This window comes from Streptococcus pseudopneumoniae (assembly GCF_001076775.1).
Taxonomy (GTDB): domain Bacteria; phylum Bacillota; class Bacilli; order Lactobacillales; family Streptococcaceae; genus Streptococcus; species Streptococcus pseudopneumoniae_G.
The window spans coordinates 23,962-43,468 of the sequence record NZ_JVGV01000034.1; the positions used below are offsets into that span (position 1 = coordinate 23,962).

The 19,507-nt window shown below is 42.7% G+C and carries 22 protein-coding genes; 14 read left to right on the forward strand and 8 right to left on the reverse strand.

Translation table 11 applies throughout. The features are described from left to right. Nucleotides 1-210: 210 nt before the first annotated feature. Together ADJ60_RS09805 and ADJ60_RS09810 are read right to left on the reverse strand one after the other, a co-directional pair. Nucleotides 211-582 carry a DUF956 family protein gene (locus tag ADJ60_RS09805; protein WP_000079350.1) on the reverse strand — a complete coding sequence of 124 codons (372 nt, stop codon included), beginning with the start codon at nucleotides 580-582 and terminating at the stop codon, nucleotides 211-213. Between the two features lie 2 nt (nucleotides 583-584). Beyond that, nucleotides 585-1,949 (reverse strand): aspartate kinase, encoded by a 1,365-nt coding sequence (locus tag ADJ60_RS09810; RefSeq protein ID WP_045612220.1) that lies wholly within the window; start codon nucleotides 1,947-1,949, stop codon nucleotides 585-587. A 209-nt stretch (nucleotides 1,950-2,158) separates the two neighbouring features. Here ADJ60_RS09810 and ADJ60_RS09815 point away from each other — a divergent pair, with 209 nt between their 5' ends. The 13 genes from ADJ60_RS09815 (at nucleotide 2,159) to ADJ60_RS09875 (ending at nucleotide 12,706) form a co-directional block, all read left to right on the forward strand. After that, nucleotides 2,159-2,944, forward strand: a complete 786-nt coding sequence (locus ADJ60_RS09815; RefSeq protein WP_049544784.1) for an enoyl-CoA hydratase — start codon at nucleotides 2,159-2,161, stop codon at nucleotides 2,942-2,944. Between the two features lie 93 nt (nucleotides 2,945-3,037). Next, complete coding sequence (locus ADJ60_RS09820) at nucleotides 3,038-3,472, forward strand: MarR family winged helix-turn-helix transcriptional regulator (protein WP_000386355.1); 435 nt, start codon at nucleotides 3,038-3,040, stop codon at nucleotides 3,470-3,472. Further along, on the forward strand, nucleotides 3,472-4,446 hold the full coding sequence (locus ADJ60_RS09825) for a beta-ketoacyl-ACP synthase III (RefSeq protein WP_049544785.1): 975 nt from the start codon (nucleotides 3,472-3,474) through the stop codon (nucleotides 4,444-4,446). Before ADJ60_RS09820 ends, ADJ60_RS09825 begins: the two co-directional genes overlap by 1 nt. A gap of 58 nt (nucleotides 4,447-4,504) precedes the next feature. Continuing rightward, entirely contained in the window at nucleotides 4,505-4,729 is a 225-nt protein-coding gene (locus ADJ60_RS09830; protein ID WP_000257838.1) for an acyl carrier protein, read from the forward strand. 116 nt (nucleotides 4,730-4,845) lie between these two features. Continuing rightward, nucleotides 4,846-5,820, forward strand: a complete 975-nt coding sequence (gene fabK, locus ADJ60_RS09835; protein WP_049544786.1) for an enoyl-[acyl-carrier-protein] reductase FabK — start codon at nucleotides 4,846-4,848, stop codon at nucleotides 5,818-5,820. After that, entirely contained in the window at nucleotides 5,813-6,736 is a 924-nt protein-coding gene (gene fabD / locus ADJ60_RS09840) for an ACP S-malonyltransferase (RefSeq protein WP_049544787.1), read from the forward strand. The genes fabK and fabD overlap by 8 nt, the downstream gene beginning before the upstream one ends. A gap of 40 nt (nucleotides 6,737-6,776) precedes the next feature. Then, nucleotides 6,777-7,508 (forward strand): 3-oxoacyl-[acyl-carrier-protein] reductase, encoded by a 732-nt coding sequence (gene fabG / locus ADJ60_RS09845; RefSeq protein ID WP_049544788.1) that lies wholly within the window; start codon nucleotides 6,777-6,779, stop codon nucleotides 7,506-7,508. A 21-nt stretch (nucleotides 7,509-7,529) separates the two neighbouring features. Then, nucleotides 7,530-8,765 carry a beta-ketoacyl-ACP synthase II gene (fabF, locus tag ADJ60_RS09850; protein ID WP_049544789.1) on the forward strand — a complete coding sequence of 412 codons (1,236 nt, stop codon included), beginning with the start codon at nucleotides 7,530-7,532 and terminating at the stop codon, nucleotides 8,763-8,765. Nucleotides 8,766-8,767: 2 nt separating this feature from the next. Beyond that, entirely contained in the window at nucleotides 8,768-9,241 is a 474-nt protein-coding gene (gene accB / locus ADJ60_RS09855) for an acetyl-CoA carboxylase biotin carboxyl carrier protein (RefSeq protein WP_049544790.1), read from the forward strand. Next, a complete protein-coding gene (gene fabZ, locus ADJ60_RS09860; RefSeq protein ID WP_049544791.1) occupies nucleotides 9,238-9,660 on the forward strand; it encodes a 3-hydroxyacyl-ACP dehydratase FabZ in 423 nt (140 codons plus the stop codon). Before accB ends, fabZ begins: the two co-directional genes overlap by 4 nt. Before the next feature lie 11 nt (nucleotides 9,661-9,671). Then, nucleotides 9,672-11,039: an acetyl-CoA carboxylase biotin carboxylase subunit gene (gene accC, locus ADJ60_RS09865; protein ID WP_049544792.1), complete on the forward strand. Its 1,368-nt coding sequence runs from the start codon at nucleotides 9,672-9,674 to the stop codon at nucleotides 11,037-11,039. Nucleotides 11,040-11,075: 36 nt separating this feature from the next. Beyond that, nucleotides 11,076-11,942: an acetyl-CoA carboxylase, carboxyltransferase subunit beta gene (gene accD, locus ADJ60_RS09870; RefSeq protein ID WP_049544793.1), complete on the forward strand. Its 867-nt coding sequence runs from the start codon at nucleotides 11,076-11,078 to the stop codon at nucleotides 11,940-11,942. Beyond that, complete coding sequence (locus ADJ60_RS09875) at nucleotides 11,939-12,706, forward strand: acetyl-CoA carboxylase carboxyl transferase subunit alpha (RefSeq protein WP_049544794.1); 768 nt, start codon at nucleotides 11,939-11,941, stop codon at nucleotides 12,704-12,706. Before accD ends, ADJ60_RS09875 begins: the two co-directional genes overlap by 4 nt. 114 nt (nucleotides 12,707-12,820) lie before the next feature. On the opposite strand, the gene nusB is transcribed toward ADJ60_RS09875, so the two are convergent. From nusB to gatC, 6 genes are all read right to left on the reverse strand, one after another. Further along, nucleotides 12,821-13,246 carry a transcription antitermination factor NusB gene (gene nusB, locus ADJ60_RS09880; protein ID WP_049544795.1) on the reverse strand — a complete coding sequence of 142 codons (426 nt, stop codon included), beginning with the start codon at nucleotides 13,244-13,246 and terminating at the stop codon, nucleotides 12,821-12,823. Beyond that, entirely contained in the window at nucleotides 13,239-13,628 is a 390-nt protein-coding gene (locus ADJ60_RS09885) for an Asp23/Gls24 family envelope stress response protein (RefSeq protein WP_000510575.1), read from the reverse strand. The genes nusB and ADJ60_RS09885 overlap by 8 nt, the downstream gene beginning before the upstream one ends. 21 nt (nucleotides 13,629-13,649) lie before the next feature. Further along, nucleotides 13,650-14,210, reverse strand: coding sequence for an elongation factor P (gene efp, locus ADJ60_RS09890; protein WP_000568643.1), 561 nt, complete (start codon nucleotides 14,208-14,210; stop codon nucleotides 13,650-13,652). A 130-nt stretch (nucleotides 14,211-14,340) separates the two neighbouring features. Next, the gene (gene gatB / locus ADJ60_RS09895; protein ID WP_049544796.1) at nucleotides 14,341-15,783 is read right to left on the reverse strand and encodes an Asp-tRNA(Asn)/Glu-tRNA(Gln) amidotransferase subunit GatB; all 1,443 of its coding nucleotides are present in this window, start codon (nucleotides 15,781-15,783) and stop codon (nucleotides 14,341-14,343) included. Then, entirely contained in the window at nucleotides 15,783-17,249 is a 1,467-nt protein-coding gene (gene gatA / locus ADJ60_RS09900) for an Asp-tRNA(Asn)/Glu-tRNA(Gln) amidotransferase subunit GatA (protein ID WP_049544797.1), read from the reverse strand. Before gatA ends, gatB begins: the two co-directional genes overlap by 1 nt. Continuing rightward, the gene (gene gatC, locus ADJ60_RS09905) at nucleotides 17,249-17,551 is read right to left on the reverse strand and encodes an Asp-tRNA(Asn)/Glu-tRNA(Gln) amidotransferase subunit GatC (RefSeq protein WP_000705420.1); all 303 of its coding nucleotides are present in this window, start codon (nucleotides 17,549-17,551) and stop codon (nucleotides 17,249-17,251) included. The genes gatA and gatC overlap by 1 nt, the downstream gene beginning before the upstream one ends. A gap of 211 nt (nucleotides 17,552-17,762) precedes the next feature. On the opposite strand from gatC, the gene ADJ60_RS09910 reads away from it, so the two are divergent. Continuing rightward, entirely contained in the window at nucleotides 17,763-19,307 is a 1,545-nt protein-coding gene (locus tag ADJ60_RS09910) for a peptide chain release factor 3 (protein ID WP_049544798.1), read from the forward strand. Nucleotides 19,308-19,507 lie beyond the last annotated feature (200 nt).

The window sequence follows — 19,507 nt, forward strand, 5'->3', positions numbered from 1 at the left end:
AACTCCTTTATGAAAAAAGCACACCTGACAAAGCGTTGGAGTGGCAGGGCCACGGTTCCATCCAACTTCACAGGTGTGCACTTGATTGTGTATGTAATTGTTACTAACGGTAGAATTTCACCTATCCCTCCTATCTGCTCGCAGCACCCGCAGACTTTCTGAAAGAAGAAGATAACCTACTTATCCGTTGCTATGATTATACTAAAGTTTCTACTTTTTTGCAAATAGATTTTTAAATTTTTGGCTAATTGTCTGAATCAGGGTCGGAAGTTTGACGACCTTGTCATTGCCCAGTTTTTCGCGAGCAATTTTAAGAATGGCACCTGAGTCTTTTGAAGCAAAGAGGAATTTTCCTCTGTCTGTAAAGACTTCGAAGTGGCGACTGATTTTTCGCCCAGTGACATTGGCCCCAATCTGGTTGATATGGCTCCAAGGAATCTGGATAAATTGTTCGACATTGACATCTGGGTAAAATTCCAGAGCCTGATCTCCGACAAGAAATTTCCCAACTTTCCCAGCTATAGAGAGGTAGGAGGTACCTGTTGTATTGAGAAGCACTGTTTTGTTAAGAGATTGGGCCATGCTTAGTCTTCCTTACTTTCACCGAAAAAGGCATTGTAGAGGGCTTTGATTGCTGCTTTCTCTTGGTCTTTATTGACAACGAACATAATAGAAACTTCACTAGAACCTTGCGACATCATCTGGATGTTGATCTTGTTTTCAGATAGAGCGCGTGTCGCAGTAGCAGTTACTCCGATATGGCTCTTCATCTTTTCACCAACAATCATAATGATAGAAAGGTCGTGTTCGATTTCTGCATGGTCTACTTCAGCCTTTTGAACCAACTGACGAAGGATTTCTTCTTCCTTGATAGGAGTTAGTTCGCGAGAACGGAGGATGATTGAAAGATCGTCGATACCTGTTGGCATATGTTCCCAACCGATGTTAAGATCTTCAAGGATTTGCAGAACCTTGCGTCCAAATCCCACCTCACGGTTCATGAGGTATTTAGACATGTTGATGCTGACAAAGCCAGAATCACCAGCAATTCCCACAACTGGGAATTCATCACTACTGTGTTTTAAAACAATACGAGTACCTGGATGGTCAGGATTGTTGGTATTCTTGATAACTAGAGGAATTTTTCCACGGTAGGCAGGTAGAAGAGCTTCATCATGAAGGACTGAGAATCCTGCATAGGCCAACTCACGCATTTCACGGTAGGTCAACTCAGGAATCGAGTGTGGTTGGTGGATAATACCAGGGTGGGCTGCAAAGATACCATCAACGTCTGTAAAGTTTTCATAGAGGTCTGCCTTAACACCGGCAGCAATGATAGAACCTGTAATATCAGAGCCTCCACGTGAGAAGGTACAGATTTGATTTTCCTTGGTAACCCCAAAGAAACCAGGAATGACTAGGACTTCATTTGCATTCGTCAATTCCTCAATCTTGTCATAACTTGATGGAATGATTCGAGCATGACCAGGTTCACTTGTGACCACAATACCAGCTTCTCGAGGGTGCACATAGCGTGCATCAATCCCATTTTGGTTAAAATAGGCAGCAATCAATTTAGCATTGTTATTTTCACCGGCTGCTAGAAAAGTGTCGTAGAGAAATTCATTTTCATCAATAGGAAGAGTGGCTAAGGCGCGAATGCTTTTGGAAATTTTTTCTAGCACAGCTGGTTTAAGACCTAGTTCACTAACCATCGCAGCATAGCGGTCAATAATCCAGTTTTGGCTCTTGCTAATATCGTTACCAGCAACATAGTCGCGGTAGTATTTAATCAAGGCATCCGTAACCTTAGTATCTTCAGCATTGCGTTTACCAGGCGCAGAAACGACTACAAAACGACGCTCTGAATCGCTTTTTACGATGTTTAAAACTTTTTCTAATTGACTAGCAGAGGCAAGAGAGCTACCTCCAAATTTAACAACCTTCATAAGAACTCCTAAAGTAAGTATTTTATACGATTATAGCAGAAAGAAAGTCTTTTTTCAATGAAGAAAATAAGATGCGTTCTAGTATAAAGCGAGCCTTTCTAATCGGCTGAGACACTTTCAGTTGATTTTTTCTTGCTTTCTGATTTTAAAAAAGATATACTTTGAAAATAAAATAATTTAACCAGCTTATAAAATAAAAAGGAGTTCAAATGGAACACATTATTTATCAGCTTGAAGAGGATTTGGCAATCCTTACCTTGAATCGTCCTGAGGTCGCGAATGGTTTTCATATTCCTATGTGTGAGGAGATTTTAGAAGCTCTGACTTTGGCAGAAGAGGATCCGGCTGTGCATTTTGTCTTAATCAACGCGAATGGCAAAGTCTTTTCAGTTGGGGGAGATTTAGTAGAGATGAAGCGGGCGGTGGATGAGGATGATATTCCATCATTGACAAAAATCGCAGAATTGGTCAATACTATTTCTTATAAAATCAAGCAAATTGCTAAACCTGTCTTGATGGAGGTTGATGGGGCTGTTGCAGGTGCCGCAGCAAATATGGCTGTTGCTGCAGATTTCTGTCTGGCAACGGATAAGGCTAAATTTATCCAAGCCTTTGTTGGAGTTGGCTTGGCTCCGGATGCAGGAGGAATTCATCTCTTGAGTAGAAGTATTGGTGTGACGCGTGCTGCTCAATTAGCCATGACAGGTGAGGCTTTGTCCGCAGAAAAAGCTCTGGAGTGGGGTCTTGTTTATCGGGTCTCTGAAGCTGATAAACTTGAAAAGACGAGAGAACAGCTTCTTAAAAAATTGAGACGCGGGTCAGCTAATTCCTATGCTGCCATCAAGAAGTTGGTTTGGGAGAGCCAATTCAAAGATTGGCAAGATTATGCTACTTTAGAACTGAACCTACAGGAATCACTAGCGAAAACAGAGGATTTCAAAGAGGGAGTTCGGGCTCATTCGGAAAGAAGACGACCTAAATTTACAGGAAAATAAAAAAATACTTGCACCATTCTTTGAACTTTGATATAATTCTTTTGTCAAATGTTTTGATTCTAAAAGTTTTTTTGAAAAGGAGGGAAGGAAAGATTGGACTACCAACGAATTAATGAATATTTAACGTCTATATTTAACAATGTCCTCGTTATTGAGGAAGTTAGCTTGAGGGGTAGTCGTTTCAAGGATATCTCCATCAAAGAAATGCATACGATTGATGTGATTGGAAAAGTTCCAGATGTGACACCAAGTCAAGTGTCAAAAGAGTTGATGGTGACTCTTGGGACAGTTACAACTAGTTTGAATAATCTCGAACGCAAGGGTTACATTGAACGCATTCGTTCAGAACATGATCGACGTGTGGTACATCTGCATTTGACAAAGAAAGGTCGCTTGGTTCATAGGCTACATAAACGCTTCCACAAGGCCATGGTTGAAAAAATCATTGATGGTATGAGTAAGCAAGAAATTGAGGTTATGAGCAAAGGTTTGACTAATCTTTATCAATTTTTGGAGGATTTGAGATAATGGCTTTTGCAAAAATAAGCCAGGTTGCTCATTATGTGCCAGAGCAAGTGGTTACAAATCATGATTTGGCTCAGATTATGGATACCAATGATGAGTGGATTTCAAGTCGGACGGGAATACGACAAAGGCATATTTCAAGAACAGAATCTACTAGTGATTTGGCTACAGAAGTTGCCAAGAAACTGATGGCAAAAGCTGGAATCACAGGAGGGGAGTTGGATTTTATCATCCTAGCTACCATTACTCCAGATTCGATGATGCCCTCTACAGCTGCTCGTGTTCAAGCTAATATTGGTGCTAATAAGGCCTTTGCTTTTGACCTAACAGCAGCTTGCAGTGGATTTGTATTTGCTCTTTCAACTGCTGAAAAGTTTATCGCTTCTGGTCGCTTTCAAAAAGGCTTGGTGATTGGTAGTGAAACCCTCTCTAAAGCAGTCGATTGGTCAGACCGATCAACAGCTGTTTTGTTTGGAGATGGTGCTGGTGGAGTCTTGCTAGAAGCTAGCGAGCAAGAGCATTTTATGGCTGAGAGTCTCAATAGTGATGGGAGTCGTAGCGAGTGTCTAACTTATGGACATTCAGGCTTGCATTCTCCGTTTTCAGATCAAGAAAATGCGGATTCATTTTTGAAGATGGATGGGCGCGCGATCTTTGATTTTGCTATTCGGGATGTAGCCAAGTCTATCAAGCAGACTATTGATGAATCTCCTATAGAGGCGACAAACTTGGATTATCTGCTACTTCATCAGGCTAATGACCGTATTTTGGATAAGATGGCTAAAAAAATTGGTGTCGACCGAGATAAACTTCCAGCCAATATGATGGAATATGGCAATACCAGTGCAGCCAGTATCCCGATTTTACTTTCAGAGTGTGTAGAACAAGGTCTCATCCGTTTAGATGGTAGCCAGACTGTTTTACTATCAGGCTTCGGTGGAGGCTTGACATGGGGCACACTCATTCTTACAATTTAGGTAATCATGTGGTGAACACATTGTTATAAAAAACTATTTATTTTAAAGGAGTCCTATCATGGCAGTATTTGAAAAAGTACAAGAAATTATCGTTGAAGAACTTGGAAAAGACGCATCAGAAGTAACACTTGAATCAACTTTTGATGATTTGGACGCAGATTCATTGGACTTGTTCCAAGTAATCTCAGAAATCGAAGATGCTTTTGATATCCAAATCGAAGCAGAAGATGACTTGAAAACAGTTGGTGACTTGGTTGCCTATGTTGAAGAGCAAACAAAATAAACAGAATATAGATAGAAGGAGTAGGGAAACCCGCTCCCTCTTGTTTAGGCAATAGTTTGATTGTCAAATTATGATGGTATCGAACTATTACGTAAGCAAGAAATGATGGAGGCACTATGAAAACACGTATTACAGAATTATTGAACATTGATTATCCTATTTTCCAAGGAGGAATGGCCTGGGTTGCTGATGGTGATTTGGCAGGAGCTGTTTCCAAGGCTGGAGGACTAGGGATTATCGGTGGGGGGAATGCCCCTAAAGAAGTTGTCAAGGCAAATATTGATAAAATCAAATCATTGACTGATAAACCCTTTGGTGTCAACATCATGCTCTTGTCTCCCTTTGTGGAAGATATTGTAGACCTCGTTATCGAGGAAGGGGTTAAGGTAGTTACAACAGGCGCAGGAAATCCAAGCAAATACATGGAACGTTTCCATGAAGCTGGTATTACGGTTATTCCTGTTGTACCAAGTGTTGCCCTAGCTAAACGTATGGAAAAAATCGGTGCGGACGCTGTTATTGCAGAAGGAATGGAGGCTGGGGGGCATATCGGTAAATTAACTACCATGACCTTGGTGCGCCAGGTAGCTGCTGCTGTATCTATTCCTGTTATTGCTGCAGGAGGGATTGCGGATGGTGAAGGTGCTGCTGCAGGCTTTATGCTAGGTGCAGAGGCTATTCAGGTTGGAACTCGCTTTGTCGTTGCAAAAGAGTCTAATGCCCATCCAAATTATAAGGCGAAAATTTTAAAAGCTAGAGATATTGATACTACGATTTCAGCTCAACACTTTGGACATGCTGTGCGTGCGATTAAAAATCAGTTGACTCGTGATTTTGAACAAGCTGAAAAAGATGCCTTTAAACAAGACAATCCAGATTTGGAAATTTTTGAACAAATGGGAGCAGGTGCTCTAGCCAAAGCTGTTGTTCACGGAGATGTGGATGGTGGTTCTGTTATGGCAGGTCAAATCGCAGGCCTTGTTTCCAAAGAAGAGACCGTTGAAGAAATCCTAAAAGATTTGTATTACGGAGCAGCTAAGAAAATTCAAGAAGAAGCCTCTCGTTGGGCAGGAGTTGTAAGAAATGACTAAAACAGCCTTTTTATTTGCTGGTCAAGGTGCCCAGTATCTAGGTATGGGACGGGATCTCTATGATCACTACTCTATTGTCAAAGAAACGATTGATCAAGCAAGTCAGGTGCTCGGTTATGATTTGCGTCATCTTATTGATACAGAAGAAGAAAAACTCAATCAGACTCGCTATACGCAACCAGCTATTTTAGCGACTTCAGTTGCTATCTACCATTTATTGCAAGAAAAGGGCTATCAGCCTGATATGGTTGCTGGTTTGTCTCTTGGAGAATACTCTGCCTTGGTAGCTAGCGGTGCCTTGGATTTTGAAGATGCGGTTGCTTTGGTTGCTAAGCGTGGAGCCTATATGGAAGAAGCAGCTCCTGCTGGCTCTGGCAAGATGGTAGCAGTTCTCAACATGCCAGTAGAGGTCATTAAGGAAGCCTGTCAAAAAGCTTCTGAACTTGGAGTGGTTACTCCAGCCAACTATAATACACCTGCACAAATCGTGATTGGCGGAGAAGTGGTGGCAGTTGATCGAGCTGTTGAACTTTTGCAGGAAGCAGGTGCCAAACGCTTGATTCCTCTCAAAGTCTCAGGACCTTTTCATACCGCTCTCCTTGAGCCTGCTAGCCAGAAACTAGCTGAAACTCTAGCTCAGGTAAGTTTTTCAGATTTTACTTGTCCCCTAGTCGGCAATACAGAAGCTGCTGTCATGAAAAAAGATGACATCGCTCAACTCTTGACGCGTCAGGTCAAGGAAGCAGTTCGTTTCTATGAAAGCATTGCGGTTATGCAAGAAGCAGGCGTAACCAACTTTATCGAGATTGGACCGGGGAAAGTCTTGTCAGGCTTTGTCAAAAAGATTGATAAGACAGCTAAACTAGCCAATGTTGAAGATCAGGCTAGCTTGGAAGCCTTGCTAGAAAACAAGTAATCCCTTCTCCCATAAATACAAGAGGAAACAGGAGAAAAGAATGCAACTAAAAAATAAAAATATCTTTATTACAGGTTCGAGTCGTGGGATTGGTCTTGCCATCGCCCACAAGTTTGCTCAAGCAGGAGCCAATATTGTCTTAAACAGTCGTGGTGCAATTTCAGAAGAATTGCTCGCTGAGTTTTCAAACTATGGTGTCAAGGTGGTTCCTATATCAGGAGACGTGTCAGATTTTGCAGACGCTAAGCGTATGGTTGATCAAGCTATTGCTGAGCTAGGTTCAGTAGATGTTTTGGTCAACAATGCAGGAATTACCCAAGATACCCTGATGCTCAAGATGACAGAAGCAGATTTTGAAAAAGTGCTCAAGGTTAACTTGACTGGTGCCTTTAACATGACACAATCAGTCTTGAAACCGATGATAAAAGCTAGAGAAGGTGCTATCATTAATATGTCTAGTGTTGTTGGTTTGATGGGGAATATCGGTCAAGCTAACTATGCAGCTTCTAAGGCTGGTTTGATTGGTTTTACCAAGTCTGTGGCGCGTGAAGTGGCCAATCGCAATATCAGGGTTAATGCTATTGCACCTGGAATGATTGAGTCCGATATGACAGCTGTTCTATCAGACAAGGTAAAAGATGCTATGCTGGCACAAATTCCTATGAAAGAATTTGGGCAGGCAGAGCAGGTTGCAGATTTAACAGTATTTTTAGCAGGCCAAGATTATCTAACTGGTCAAGTGGTTGCCATTGATGGTGGCTTAAGTATGTAGCAGAAGCTAGAGGTAAAAAAGATGAAACTAAATCGCGTAGTAGTAACAGGTTATGGAGTAACATCTCCAATCGGAAATACACCAGAAGAATTTTGGAATAGTTTGACAACTGGAAAAATCGGAATTGGTCAAATTACGAAATTTGATCATAGTGACTTTGATGTTCATAATGCAGCAGAAATCCAAGATTTTCCTTTTGATAAATACTTTGTAAAGAAAGATACCAATCGTTTTGATAACTATTCTTTATATGCCTTGTATGCGGCTCAAGAAGCTGTCAATCATGCCAATTTAGATGTAGAGGCTCTTGATAAAGATCGTTTTGGTGTTATTGTGGCCTCTGGTATTGGTGGAATCAAGGAAATTGAAGATCAAGTGCTTCGCCTAAATGACAAAGGACCAAAACGTTTGAAACCATTGACCCTTCCAAAAGCCTTGCCAAATATGGCTTCAGGAAATGTTGCTATGCGTTTTGGAGCAAACGGTGTTTGTAAATCGATCAATACTGCCTGCGCTTCATCAAATGACGCGATTGGTGATGCCTTCCGTTCAATTAAGTTTGGCTTCCAAGATGTCATGTTGGTAGGTGGGTCAGAAGCTTCTATTACACCTTTTGCTATTGCTGGTTTCCAAGCCCTGACAGCTCTCTCTACTACAGAGGATCCAACTCGTGCTTCCATTCCATTTGATAAGGACCGTAATGGTTTTGTCATGGGTGAAGGTTCAGGGATGTTGGTTCTTGAAAGTCTGGAACACGCTGAAAAACGTGGGGCTACTATCCTTGCTGAAGTGGTTGGTTACGGAAACACTTGTGATGCCTATCATATGACTTCCCCACATCCAGAAGGTCAAGGAGCTATCAAAGCCATCAAACTAGCCTTGGAGGAAGCTGAGATTTCTCCAGAGCAAGTAGCCTATGTCAATGCTCACGGAACGTCAACTCCTGCTAATGAAAAAGGAGAAAGTGGTGCCATCGTAGCTGTTCTTGGTAAGGAAGTGCCTGTATCATCAACCAAATCATTCACAGGACATTTGCTGGGTGCTGCAGGTGCAGTAGAAGCTATCGTAACAATCGAGGCTATGCGTCATAACTTTGTACCAATGACAGCTGGAACAAGTGAAGTATCAGATTATATCGAAGCCAATGTCGTTTATGGACAAGGCTTGGAGCAAGAAATTCCATACGCTATTTCAAATACTTTTGGTTTTGGTGGCCACAATGCAGTTCTTGCTTTCAAACGTTGGGAGAATAAATAAGTATGAATTTAAACGATATTAAAGACTTGATGGCTCAATTTGACCAGTCAAGTTTGAGAGAATTTTCTTATAAAAATGGAACGGATGAATTGCAGTTTAGCAAAAATGAAGCTAGACTTGTATCTGAAGTTGCACCAGCATCCGTTCTAGCAACACCGAGTCCAGTAGCTCCTACATCTGCTCCAGTAGAAACTGTAGCAGAAGAGGTTCCAGCTCCAGCTGAAGCAAGCGTGGCTGCTGAGGGAGATGTTGTAGAGAGCCCACTTGTTGGGGTGGCTTACTTGGCTGCTGGTCCAGATAAACCTGCCTTTGTAACAGTTGGTGATAGTGTCAAAAAAGGCCAAACATTGGTAATTATCGAAGCCATGAAAGTCATGAATGAAATCCCAGCACCTAAGGATGGTGTGGTAACGGAAATTCTTGTTTCTAACGAAGAAATGGTTGAGTTTGGTAAAGGATTGGTACGTATCAAATGATCGATATTCAAGGAATCAAAGAAGCCCTTCCTCACCGTTATCCTATGCTCCTAGTGGACCGTGTGTTGGAAGTGAGCGAGGACACCATTGTTGCCATCAAAAATGTGACCATCAATGAGCCCTTCTTCAACGGTCATTTTCCTCAATACCCTGTCATGCCAGGTGTTCTGATCATGGAAGCCTTGGCGCAAACAGCTGGTGTCTTGGAGTTGTCAAAACCTGAAAATAAAGGAAAACTGGTCTTTTACGCTGGTATGGATAAGGTCAAGTTTAAGAAGCAAGTTGTACCAGGCGACCAATTGGTTATGACAGCGACTTTTGTCAAACGTCGTGGCACGATTGCTGTAGTTGAAGCAAAGGCTGAAGTGGATGGCAAGATTGCGGCCAGTGGTACTCTTACCTTTGCAATAGGGAACTAAGGAGGTTCTCCATGTTTCGAAAAATTTTAATTGCCAATCGTGGTGAAATTGCGGTTCGTATTATCCGTGCGGCACGTGAATTGGGGATTGCGACGGTAGCGGTCTATTCAACTGCCGATAAGGAAGCCCTTCATACGCTTTTGGCAGATGAGGCGGTTTGTATCGGTCCTGGTAAGGCTACAGAGTCTTATCTTAATATCAATGCTGTTCTATCAGCTGCAGTCTTGACTGAGGCAGAAGCCATTCACCCCGGTTTCGGCTTTCTCAGTGAAAATTCCAAATTTGCCACCATGTGTGAAGAAGTTGGTATCAAGTTTATCGGTCCATCTGGTCATGTCATGGATATGATGGGGGATAAAATCAATGCGCGTGCTCAGATGATCAAAGCAGGCGTGCCTGTCATTCCAGGTTCGGATGGAGAAGTGCATAACTCTGAAGAAGCTTTGATTGTTGCTGAAAAAATTGGCTATCCTGTTATGCTCAAGGCTTCAGCAGGTGGAGGTGGTAAAGGAATTCGTAAGGTTGAAAAACCAGAAGACCTCGTTTCAGCCTTTGAAACGGCCTCTAGCGAAGCCAAGGCCAATTATGGCAATGGTGCCATGTACATAGAACGGGTCATCTATCCAGCTCGTCATATCGAGGTTCAAATCTTAGGAGATGAACACGGAAATGTGATTCACTTGGGGGAACGGGATTGTTCTCTTCAACGGAATAACCAAAAGGTTTTGGAAGAAAGTCCTTCAATTGCAATCGGCAAAACGCTACGCAATGAAATTGGTTCTGCTGCTGTTCGAGCTGCAGAGTCTGTTGGTTATGAAAATGCAGGGACCATTGAGTTTCTTCTTGATGAAGCCAGTGGTAAATTCTATTTCATGGAAATGAATACACGTGTTCAGGTAGAGCATCCAGTAACAGAGTTTGTTTCAGGTGTGGATATCGTTAAGGAACAGATTCGCATTGCGGCAGGTCAGCCCCTGTCTGTTAAGCAAGAAGATATTGTCCTACGCGGCCATGCCATCGAGTGTCGTATCAATGCAGAAAATCCAGCATTTAATTTTGCTCCAAGTCCAGGTAAGATTACTAATCTCCATCTGCCAAGTGGTGGAGTTGGCTTGCGCGTGGATTCAGCAGTTTATCCAGGCTATACCATTCCACCTTATTATGATAGTATGATTGCTAAAATCATCGTTCACGGTGAAAATCGTTTTGATGCACTTATGAAAATGCAACGTGCCCTCTATGAACTAGAGATAGAGGGGGTGCAGACCAATGCTGATTTCCAGCTTGACCTCATTTCAGATCGCAATGTCATTGCTGGAGATTATGATACTTCCTTCTTGATGGAAACCTTTTTACCCAAGTATCAAGAAAAAGAATAAAATGACTTCAAGAGTTTAAACCGAAAAGGGGAATCAATGGCTCTATTTAGTAAAAAAGATAAGTATATTCGAATCAATCCCAATCGTTCGGTTAGGGAAAAACCTCAAGCCAAGCCAGAGGTTCCAGATGAATTATTCTCCCAGTGTCCAGGCTGTAAGCATACCATTTATCAGAAGGATCTGGGAAGTGAGCGTATCTGTCCACATTGTAGCTACACCTTTCGCATTTCTGCCCAAGAACGCTTGGCTTTGACGATTGATATGGGAACCTTCAAGGAATTGTTTACAGGGATTGAAAGCAAGGATCCCTTGCATTTCCCTGGTTATCAAAAGAAACTAGCAACTATGCGTGAAAAAACAGGTCTGGATGAGGCCGTTGTGACAGGAACAGCTCTTATAAAAGGTCAGACTGTGGCTCTTGGGATTATGGATTCCAACTTTATCATGGCTTCTATGGGTACAGTTGTAGGTGAAAAAATCACTCGCTTGTTTGAGTATGCGACTGTTGAACAATTGCCAATTGTTCTCTTCACCGCATCTGGTGGAGCCCGTATGCAGGAAGGCATCATGAGTCTCATGCAGATGGCCAAGATCTCTGCAGCGGTTAAACGCCATTCAAATGCTGGCCTCTTTTACCTGACCATTTTGACAGATCCAACGACAGGTGGTGTAACAGCTTCCTTCGCTATGGAAGGTGATATCATTCTAGCTGAACCACAGAGTTTGGTCGGTTTTGCTGGGCGTCGTGTCATTGAAAATACGGTTCGTGAAAGCTTGCCTGAGGATTTCCAAAAGGCAGAATTCCTATTGGAACATGGCTTTGTGGATGCTATTGTCAAAAGAAGAGATTTGCCAGACACCATTGCTAGCCTAGTCAGATTGCACGGAGGGGGTCCTAGATGAATATTGCAAAAATAGTCAGAGAAGCGCGTGAGCAGAGTCGCTTGACAACCTTGGACTTTGCAACAGGCATTTTTGATGAATTTATCCAATTACACGGTGACCGTTCTTTTCGTGACGATGGTGCAGTTGTTGGTGGTATCGGCTGGCTTGGGGACCAAGCTGTAACAGTGGTTGGTATCCAAAAAGGCAAGAGTTTACAAGATAACCTCAAGCGGAATTTTGGTCAACCGCATCCAGAAGGCTACCGCAAGGCCCTACGTTTGATGAAACAGGCTGAAAAGTTTGGTCGTCCAGTTGTGACCTTTATCAATACTGCAGGTGCCTATCCTGGTGTCGGTGCAGAAGAACGCGGTCAAGGGGAAGCTATTGCTTGCAATCTCATGGAAATGAGTGACCTGAAAGTTCCGATTATCGCCATTATTATCGGTGAAGGTGGTTCAGGAGGGGCTCTGGCTCTAGCCGTTGCGGATCGTGTCTGGATGCTGGAAAATTCTATCTATGCCATTCTCAGCCCAGAAGGTTTTGCTTCTATTCTATGGAAGGATGGCAGTCGTGCTATGGAAGCAGCAGAACTGATGAAAATCACTTCGCATGAGCTGTTAGAAATGGACGTGGTAGATAAGGTGATTTCTGAAGCAGGACTTTCTAGCAAAGAACTAATTAAGAATGTCAAAAAAGAACTCCAAGATGAGCTAGCTATACTTTTACAAAAACCGTTAGAAGAGTTGTTGGAAGAGCGTTACCAACGATTTAGAAAATACTAATACCTCAGAATACATAAAAACTAGAACTGGCAGTCAGTTCTAGTTTTTATGTGCTTCTTACTCTGTGCAGAGGAGAAAGTCAAAAGGTGCTTGGAAAACCAAACACCTTTTCGATTATTCATTTTCTTCAGTTACAAATTGACTAAGCAGTCCATTGATAAAACGGGCTGATTTTTGATCTGAAAAATTCTTAGCAAGTTCAATAGCTTCATTGACTGCTACCAGCTGAGGTGTATCAAATGATGTGATTTCAAAGATACCTAAGCGTAGTAAGTTTTTTTCGACCAAGGTCAATCGTTCAACTGTCCAGCCTGACTTGAGGTGCTGGTTGATTTGTTTATCCAACTCGTCTTTTTGAGCTTGAACGCCAGAAACCAAGTTCATCAGAAAGGCAGGGATTTGCACATCTTCATCTTCACGGTCATGTGTGTAGGCAAAGCGACAAGCTGTTTCCATATCTGTGTCGAATTCAAGGCTCATGAGAGCTTGAAAAGCGCATTTACGAAGTTCGCGTCTAGATTCTAATAATGGACTAGTCATTGAGGAAGTCCTCGTTAAATAGATCTTTCAACTCAGGTTTTGGTGTTTTATCTGGAACGATTCCTGCAACATGGATGTTAACAGCAGCAAGTTCCACATCAGCCATATCACGGACAGCATCTTTTACTGCTTTTTGAATAGCAAGAGCCACTTTTGGTACTTTCACACCGTACTCAAGGTAGAGATAGATGTCAGCAGTTAGCTCTTCGTTGCTTTCTTTTAAGTAGACGCCACGACCAAGAGAGAGTTTTGATAGGGTATCAGATACGGATTTATTTGAAAATGAGTGGACACCATCAACTTTAGCAGTTGCGATGGCAATGATTTTTTCAAGTACACGTGGAGCGATAACGATTTCGCCAAATTGTTCTTCAATTCCCATAGAATGACCTCTTTCTAGAGATTAGGCACGAGAAACGTAAGTTCCTTCTGCAGTGTTGATAATCAATTTTTGTCCAGCTTCGATGAAGTCTGGAACGTTGACAACAAGTCCAGTTTCCATAGTTGCTGGTTTACCAGAACCTGTAACAGTAGCACCTTTGATAGATGGTTGTGTTTCAGCGACTGTCAATTCAACAGTAGTTGGTACGGTTACACCGATTACTTCAGTTCCGTAGAATTGGATTTTAACATCAGAGTTTTCAAGGATGTAAAGCAATTCATTTTCAACGTTTACGACTGGGATTTCGTATTGGTCGTAAGTTTCAGTGTTCATGAAGTAGGCAGTTTCATCCATTTTGTACAAGTATTGAGCTGGAACAGTTTCGATAATAGCTTGTTCGAATTTTTCTTCTGGACGGTAGCTTGTGTCAAATGTAGAACCAGTACGGACATCACGTAATTTCATACGCATGATTGTGTTCCCTTTACCTGGTTTGTGGTGGCTAGCTTCCAAAACGCGGATTAATTTTCCGTCTGCAGTTTCAAATGTCATACCAGCTTTCAATTTGCTTGCTTCAATCATGTTTTTACCTCTTTAATAAATATTATTACTCTTCATTTTACCATAAAATCTTCTGGAAATAAAGCCAAAATAGTTAATGGGATTTGGTAGGACCGAAAAAACCAACCTCAGGGCTGGTTTCTTTTAAATATTAATCTTCTTTCAATTTCGCTAATTCCTGGGCAAGGAGTTTAAGGGCGACTTGTGGGTTGGCTTGGCCTTTGGTTGCTTTCATAAGGAATCCTGTAAAGGCCTTATCTGCGTTACGTTTACCTGACTTGAAGTCGGCAACAGCCGCTTCGTTATCGGCAAAGACTTGGTGGATAATTGGAATCAAGACAGCTGGATCTGAGATCTGGACCATACCTGCTTTTTCCACATATTCACGTGCACCACCACCATTTTTAGCCAGATGAACAAAGACTTTTTTGGCAATCTTAGAAGAGATAGTGCCGTCTTCGATGATGGCAATCATTTCAACCAAGTTTTCTGGTGTCAATTCGATTTGTTCTAGTGTTTTGCCTTCAGCATTCAAGAACTGAGCGACTTCACCTTGGAGCCAGTTTGAGACTTGCTTAGCATCGCCACCGAGGGCAACAGCTTTTTCAAAGAAGTCAGAAGTAACTTTGTTTGCAGTCAACTGACTAGCATCGTAGTCTGACAAGCCAAGGTCAGATACGTAACGGGCACGGCGTTCTTTTGGAAACTCTGGCAATTCTGTACGCATTTCTTCGATCCACTCATCAGAGATTTCAAAGAGGGGTAGGTCTGGTTCTGGGAAGTAGCGGTAGTCTGCAGCACCTTCTTTGACACGCATGAGGATGGTTGCCTTGTTAGCTTCATCGTAACGGCGAGTTTCTTGTCGAATTTGACCACCTGAGCGAAGGATTTCAGCTTGACGTTGGACTTCGTATTCAAGACCCTTACGCACGTTTGAGAAGGAGTTTAGGTTCTTCAACTCAGTTTTGGTACCGAATTTTTCTTGACCATAAGGGCGAAGGGAGATATTGGCATCCACACGCATAGAACCTTCTTCCATCTTAACGTCAGAAATACCAGCATACTGGATAACTTCCTTGAGGGCTGTTAGGTAAGCATAGGCTTCTTCAGGAGAACGCATGTCTGCTTCAGATACAATCTCAATCAATGGCACCCCTTGGCGGTTGAGGTCAACATAAGAGTAGCCATCTGTAGCGTGAGTGTTTTTACCAGCGTCTTCTTCTAGGTGGGCACGTTCGATACCGATTTTCTTAGTTGTACCGTCTTCTAGTTCCACTTCAATCCAGCCGTTGTAGCCGATTGGCTCATCAAACTGAGAAATTTGATAGGCTTTAGGATTATCAGGGTAGAAGTAGTTCTTGCGGTCAAAGTGCATCTTCTTATGGATGTCCATGTTAAGAGCGAGTGCAGCCTTGATACCAGCATCGACAACACCTTTATTGAGAACTGGCAGTACGCCTGGGAAAGACCAGTCAATCACGTTAGTGTTGGCGTTTTGGTCATTTCCAAAGTGGGCAGAAGTAGGTGAGAAGATTTTTGAATTGGTGTTGAGCTCTACGTGGACTTCAAGTCCAATGACTGTTTCAAAGTTCATTAGTTATCACCTCCAAAAATCACGGGTTGTTGTTTGTGGTAGTCTGTTGTTGCTTCAAAAGCAGCAGCAGCTTGGTAAATGGTTTCTTCTGAGTATTTAGGACCGATCAATTGGAGGCCGACAGGTAGACCTTGAGCAAATCCAGCAGGAATCGAAATTCCTGGAAGACCAGCTAAGTTGACAGGGATGGTCAAAAGGTCAGCCAAGTACATGGCAACTGGATCATGGTTGAGTGAATCCAAGTCATAGGCAACACTAGGAGCAGTTGGTCCCAAAATCAAGTCGTAATCCGCAAAGACTTTTTCGAAATCTTGGATGATGAGGGTGCGAACCTGTCCAGCCTTCTTGTAGTAGGCATCGTAGTAACCTGATGATAGACTGAAAGTACCCAGCATGATACGGCGTTTAACCTCTTCACCGAAACCTTGGCTACGGCTGTTTACATAGATTTCATCAAGGTTGGTCGCATCCTCTGCACGATAGCCGTAACGGATACCGTCAAAACGTTGCAAGTTTGAGGAAGCTTCTGATGAAGCGATGATATAGTAAACGGCAACACCGTATTTTGAGTGAGGAAGACTGACTTCTTCGACGATAGCGCCAAGTTTCTCAAAGTGTTTGGCTGCCTTGATAATGGTTTCTTTAACTTCTGGGTCAATTCCTTCACCGAGGTATTCTTTAGGCAAAGCGATTTTCATGCCCTTGATGTCTTGCCCGATTTTTGAAGTAAAGTCGGCGATGCGGACAGGAGCAGAAGTAGAGTCTTTGGCATCTTCGCTGGCAATAGCGTTGAGCAAGAGAGCATTTTCCTTAACAGTTGGTGCGAAAGGTCCGATTTGATCTAGTGAGCTACCAAAGGCAATGAGACCGAAACGAGAAACCGTTCCGTAGGTTGGTTTGAGACCAACGATCCCGTTGAAGGCAGCAGGTTGGCGGATGGAACCACCAGTGTCAGAACCAAGCGACAAGCGGACTTGCCCTGACGCTACAGCTGCAGCAGAACCACTTGATGAACCACCAGGAACCTTGCTGTGGTCCCAAGCATTTTTAGTGGCACCATAGTGTGAAGTCTCACCTGATCCACCCATGGCAAATTCGTCCATGTTGGTTTTCCCGACGACAATCATCCCCTTGGCTTTTGCATTGGCAACGGCTGTCGCATCAAATATGGGCTCGTAGTTGTAGAGCATTTTTGAGGCAGCAGTTGTCAGGATACCGTCTGTAGAGATATTATCTTTAACAGCTAGCGGAATTCCTGAAAGAACATTGTCTACGTCAATTCCAGCTTCATCAATAGCCTTGGCTTGAGCAAGGGCTTGTTCTTCAGCGATAGAGACAAAAGCATTGATAGCTTCCTCACGAGATTTGATATCTTCAAGTGTTGCTTGAGTTAGTTCAGTTGCTGAAATCTCCTTAGAGACAAGGAGATTGTGCAAGTCCTCAATCGTTTTGTTATTAAAAGTCATTAGGCATCTCCTCCATCATCTAGGATAGCTGGTACCTTGATATAGTAGTTTTCTTTTTCAGGTACGTTTTTAAACAAGCGATCACGGTCTGTTCCTTCTTCGGCTACATCAGGTCGGAGTACGGTCTTACGGTCAGCCATGGTCGTAGTAGGTGCGACACCAGTTGTGTCGACTTCGCCCAGCAATTCAACCATATCAACAATTTTAGATAAGGTTGTCGCAAAGGCAGCAGTTTCTTCTTCAGAGAATCTTAATTTTGAAAGATTGGCAACGTGTGTTACCTCTTCTTGCGTAATTTTCATCTTGCATCCTTTCGTGAAATGATGATTTTTAGTCTGTTCTATTTTACCATATTTTCCTATAAATAAGGGAGCCAAACTGAAAAGAAATAGAAATTGAAAAAAATGGCAAAATCCGATATAATGGAGTGTTGAAAGGAATGGTAAAATCCAATGTAGAAATCATTCTTAGCTATTGGAACAAGAAAAATAGAGAATCAAAGAAAGAGAACTTATGAATATTCAAGAAGAAATTAAGAAACGTCGTACCTTTGCCATCATCTCCCATCCGGACGCGGGGAAAACAACCATCACTGAGCAGTTGCTCTACTTTGGGGGCGAGATTCGTGAGGCTGGTACCGTAAAAGGAAAGAAAACAGGGACTTTTGCCAAGTCTGACTGGATGGATATCGAGAAGCAACGTGGGATTTCGGTGACTTCATCTGTGATGCAGTTTGACTATGATGGCAAGCGTGTGAATATCCTCGACACGCCAGGGCATGAGGACTTTTCAGAAGATACCTATCGTACCTTGATGGCGGTGGATGCTGCAGTTATGGTTGTGGATTCTGCCAAGGGTATCGAGGCCCAAACCAAGAAATTGTTTGAAGTTGTCAAACACCGTGGAATTCCGGTCTTTACCTTTATGAATAAGCTGGACCGTGACGGTCGTGAGCCACTGGACCTCTTGCAAGAATTGGAAGAAGTCTTGGGCATTGCTAGCTATCCGATGAACTGGCCTATTGGGATGGGGAAAGCCTTCGAAGGGCTCTATGACCTCTATAACCAACGCTTGGAGCTCTACAAAGGGGATGAGCGTTTTGCCAGTCTAGAAGACGGGGACAAACTCTTTGGTAGCAATCCTTTCTACGAGCAAGTCAAGGATGATATTGAACTTTTAAATGAAGCTGGGAATGAGTTTTCAGAGGAAGCTATTCTGGCTGGAGAATTGACACCTGTCTTCTTCGGTTCAGCTTTGACAAACTTTGGTGTGCAGACCTTCCTTGAAACCTTCCTTAAGTTTGCTCCGGAACCTCATGGTCATAAGAAAACAGATGGTGAAATTGTGGATCCTTATGATAAAGATTTCTCAGGATTTGTCTTTAAAATCCAAGCCAATATGGACCCTCGTCACCGTGACCGTATTGCCTTTGTACGTATCGTATCGGGTGAATTTGAACGTGGTATGAGTGTCAACCTGCCTCGTACTGGTAAGGGTGCTAAACTTTCGAATGTTACTCAGTTTATGGCGGAAAGTCGTGAGAATGTGACCAATGCCGTGGCAGGTGATATTATCGGGGTTTACGATACAGGTACATATCAAGTTGGGGATACCTTGACAGTTGGGAAAAACAAGTTTGAATTTGAACCACTGCCAACCTTCACTCCTGAAATTTTCATGAAAGTTTCTGCCAAGAATGTCATGAAGCAAAAATCCTTCCACAAGGGGATTGAGCAATTGGTGCAAGAAGGAGCCATTCAGCTTTATAAGAATTACCAAACAGGCGAGTATATGCTAGGCGCTGTAGGTCAACTCCAGTTTGAAGTCTTTAAATACCGCATGGAAGGCGAGTACAATGCTGAAGTTGTCATGAGTCCAATGGGTAAAAAGACCGTTCGTTGGATCAAGCCTGAGGACTTGGATGAACGGATGTCCTCAAGCCGCAACATCTTGGCCAAAGACCGTTTCGACCAACCAGTCTTCCTCTTTGAAAATGACTTTGCCCTACGCTGGTTTGCGGACAAGTATCCAGATGTAGAGTTGGAAGAAAAGATGTGATGAAGATACAAAGCCCGTTAAAAAAGCGAGAAGAAAATAGGAAAATCGCCGAAGAAACGTAGTTTCTAGAAGATTTTATCTTTTTCTCGACGCTTTTAGGGCGTGTTCAATTTTTCTAACTGCCTCACTAACTGAGTTTTATAAATGGAATCGATTTGTAAAACTCCGTGTTGTAGTTCAGTAAATTTATTTGATTGTGT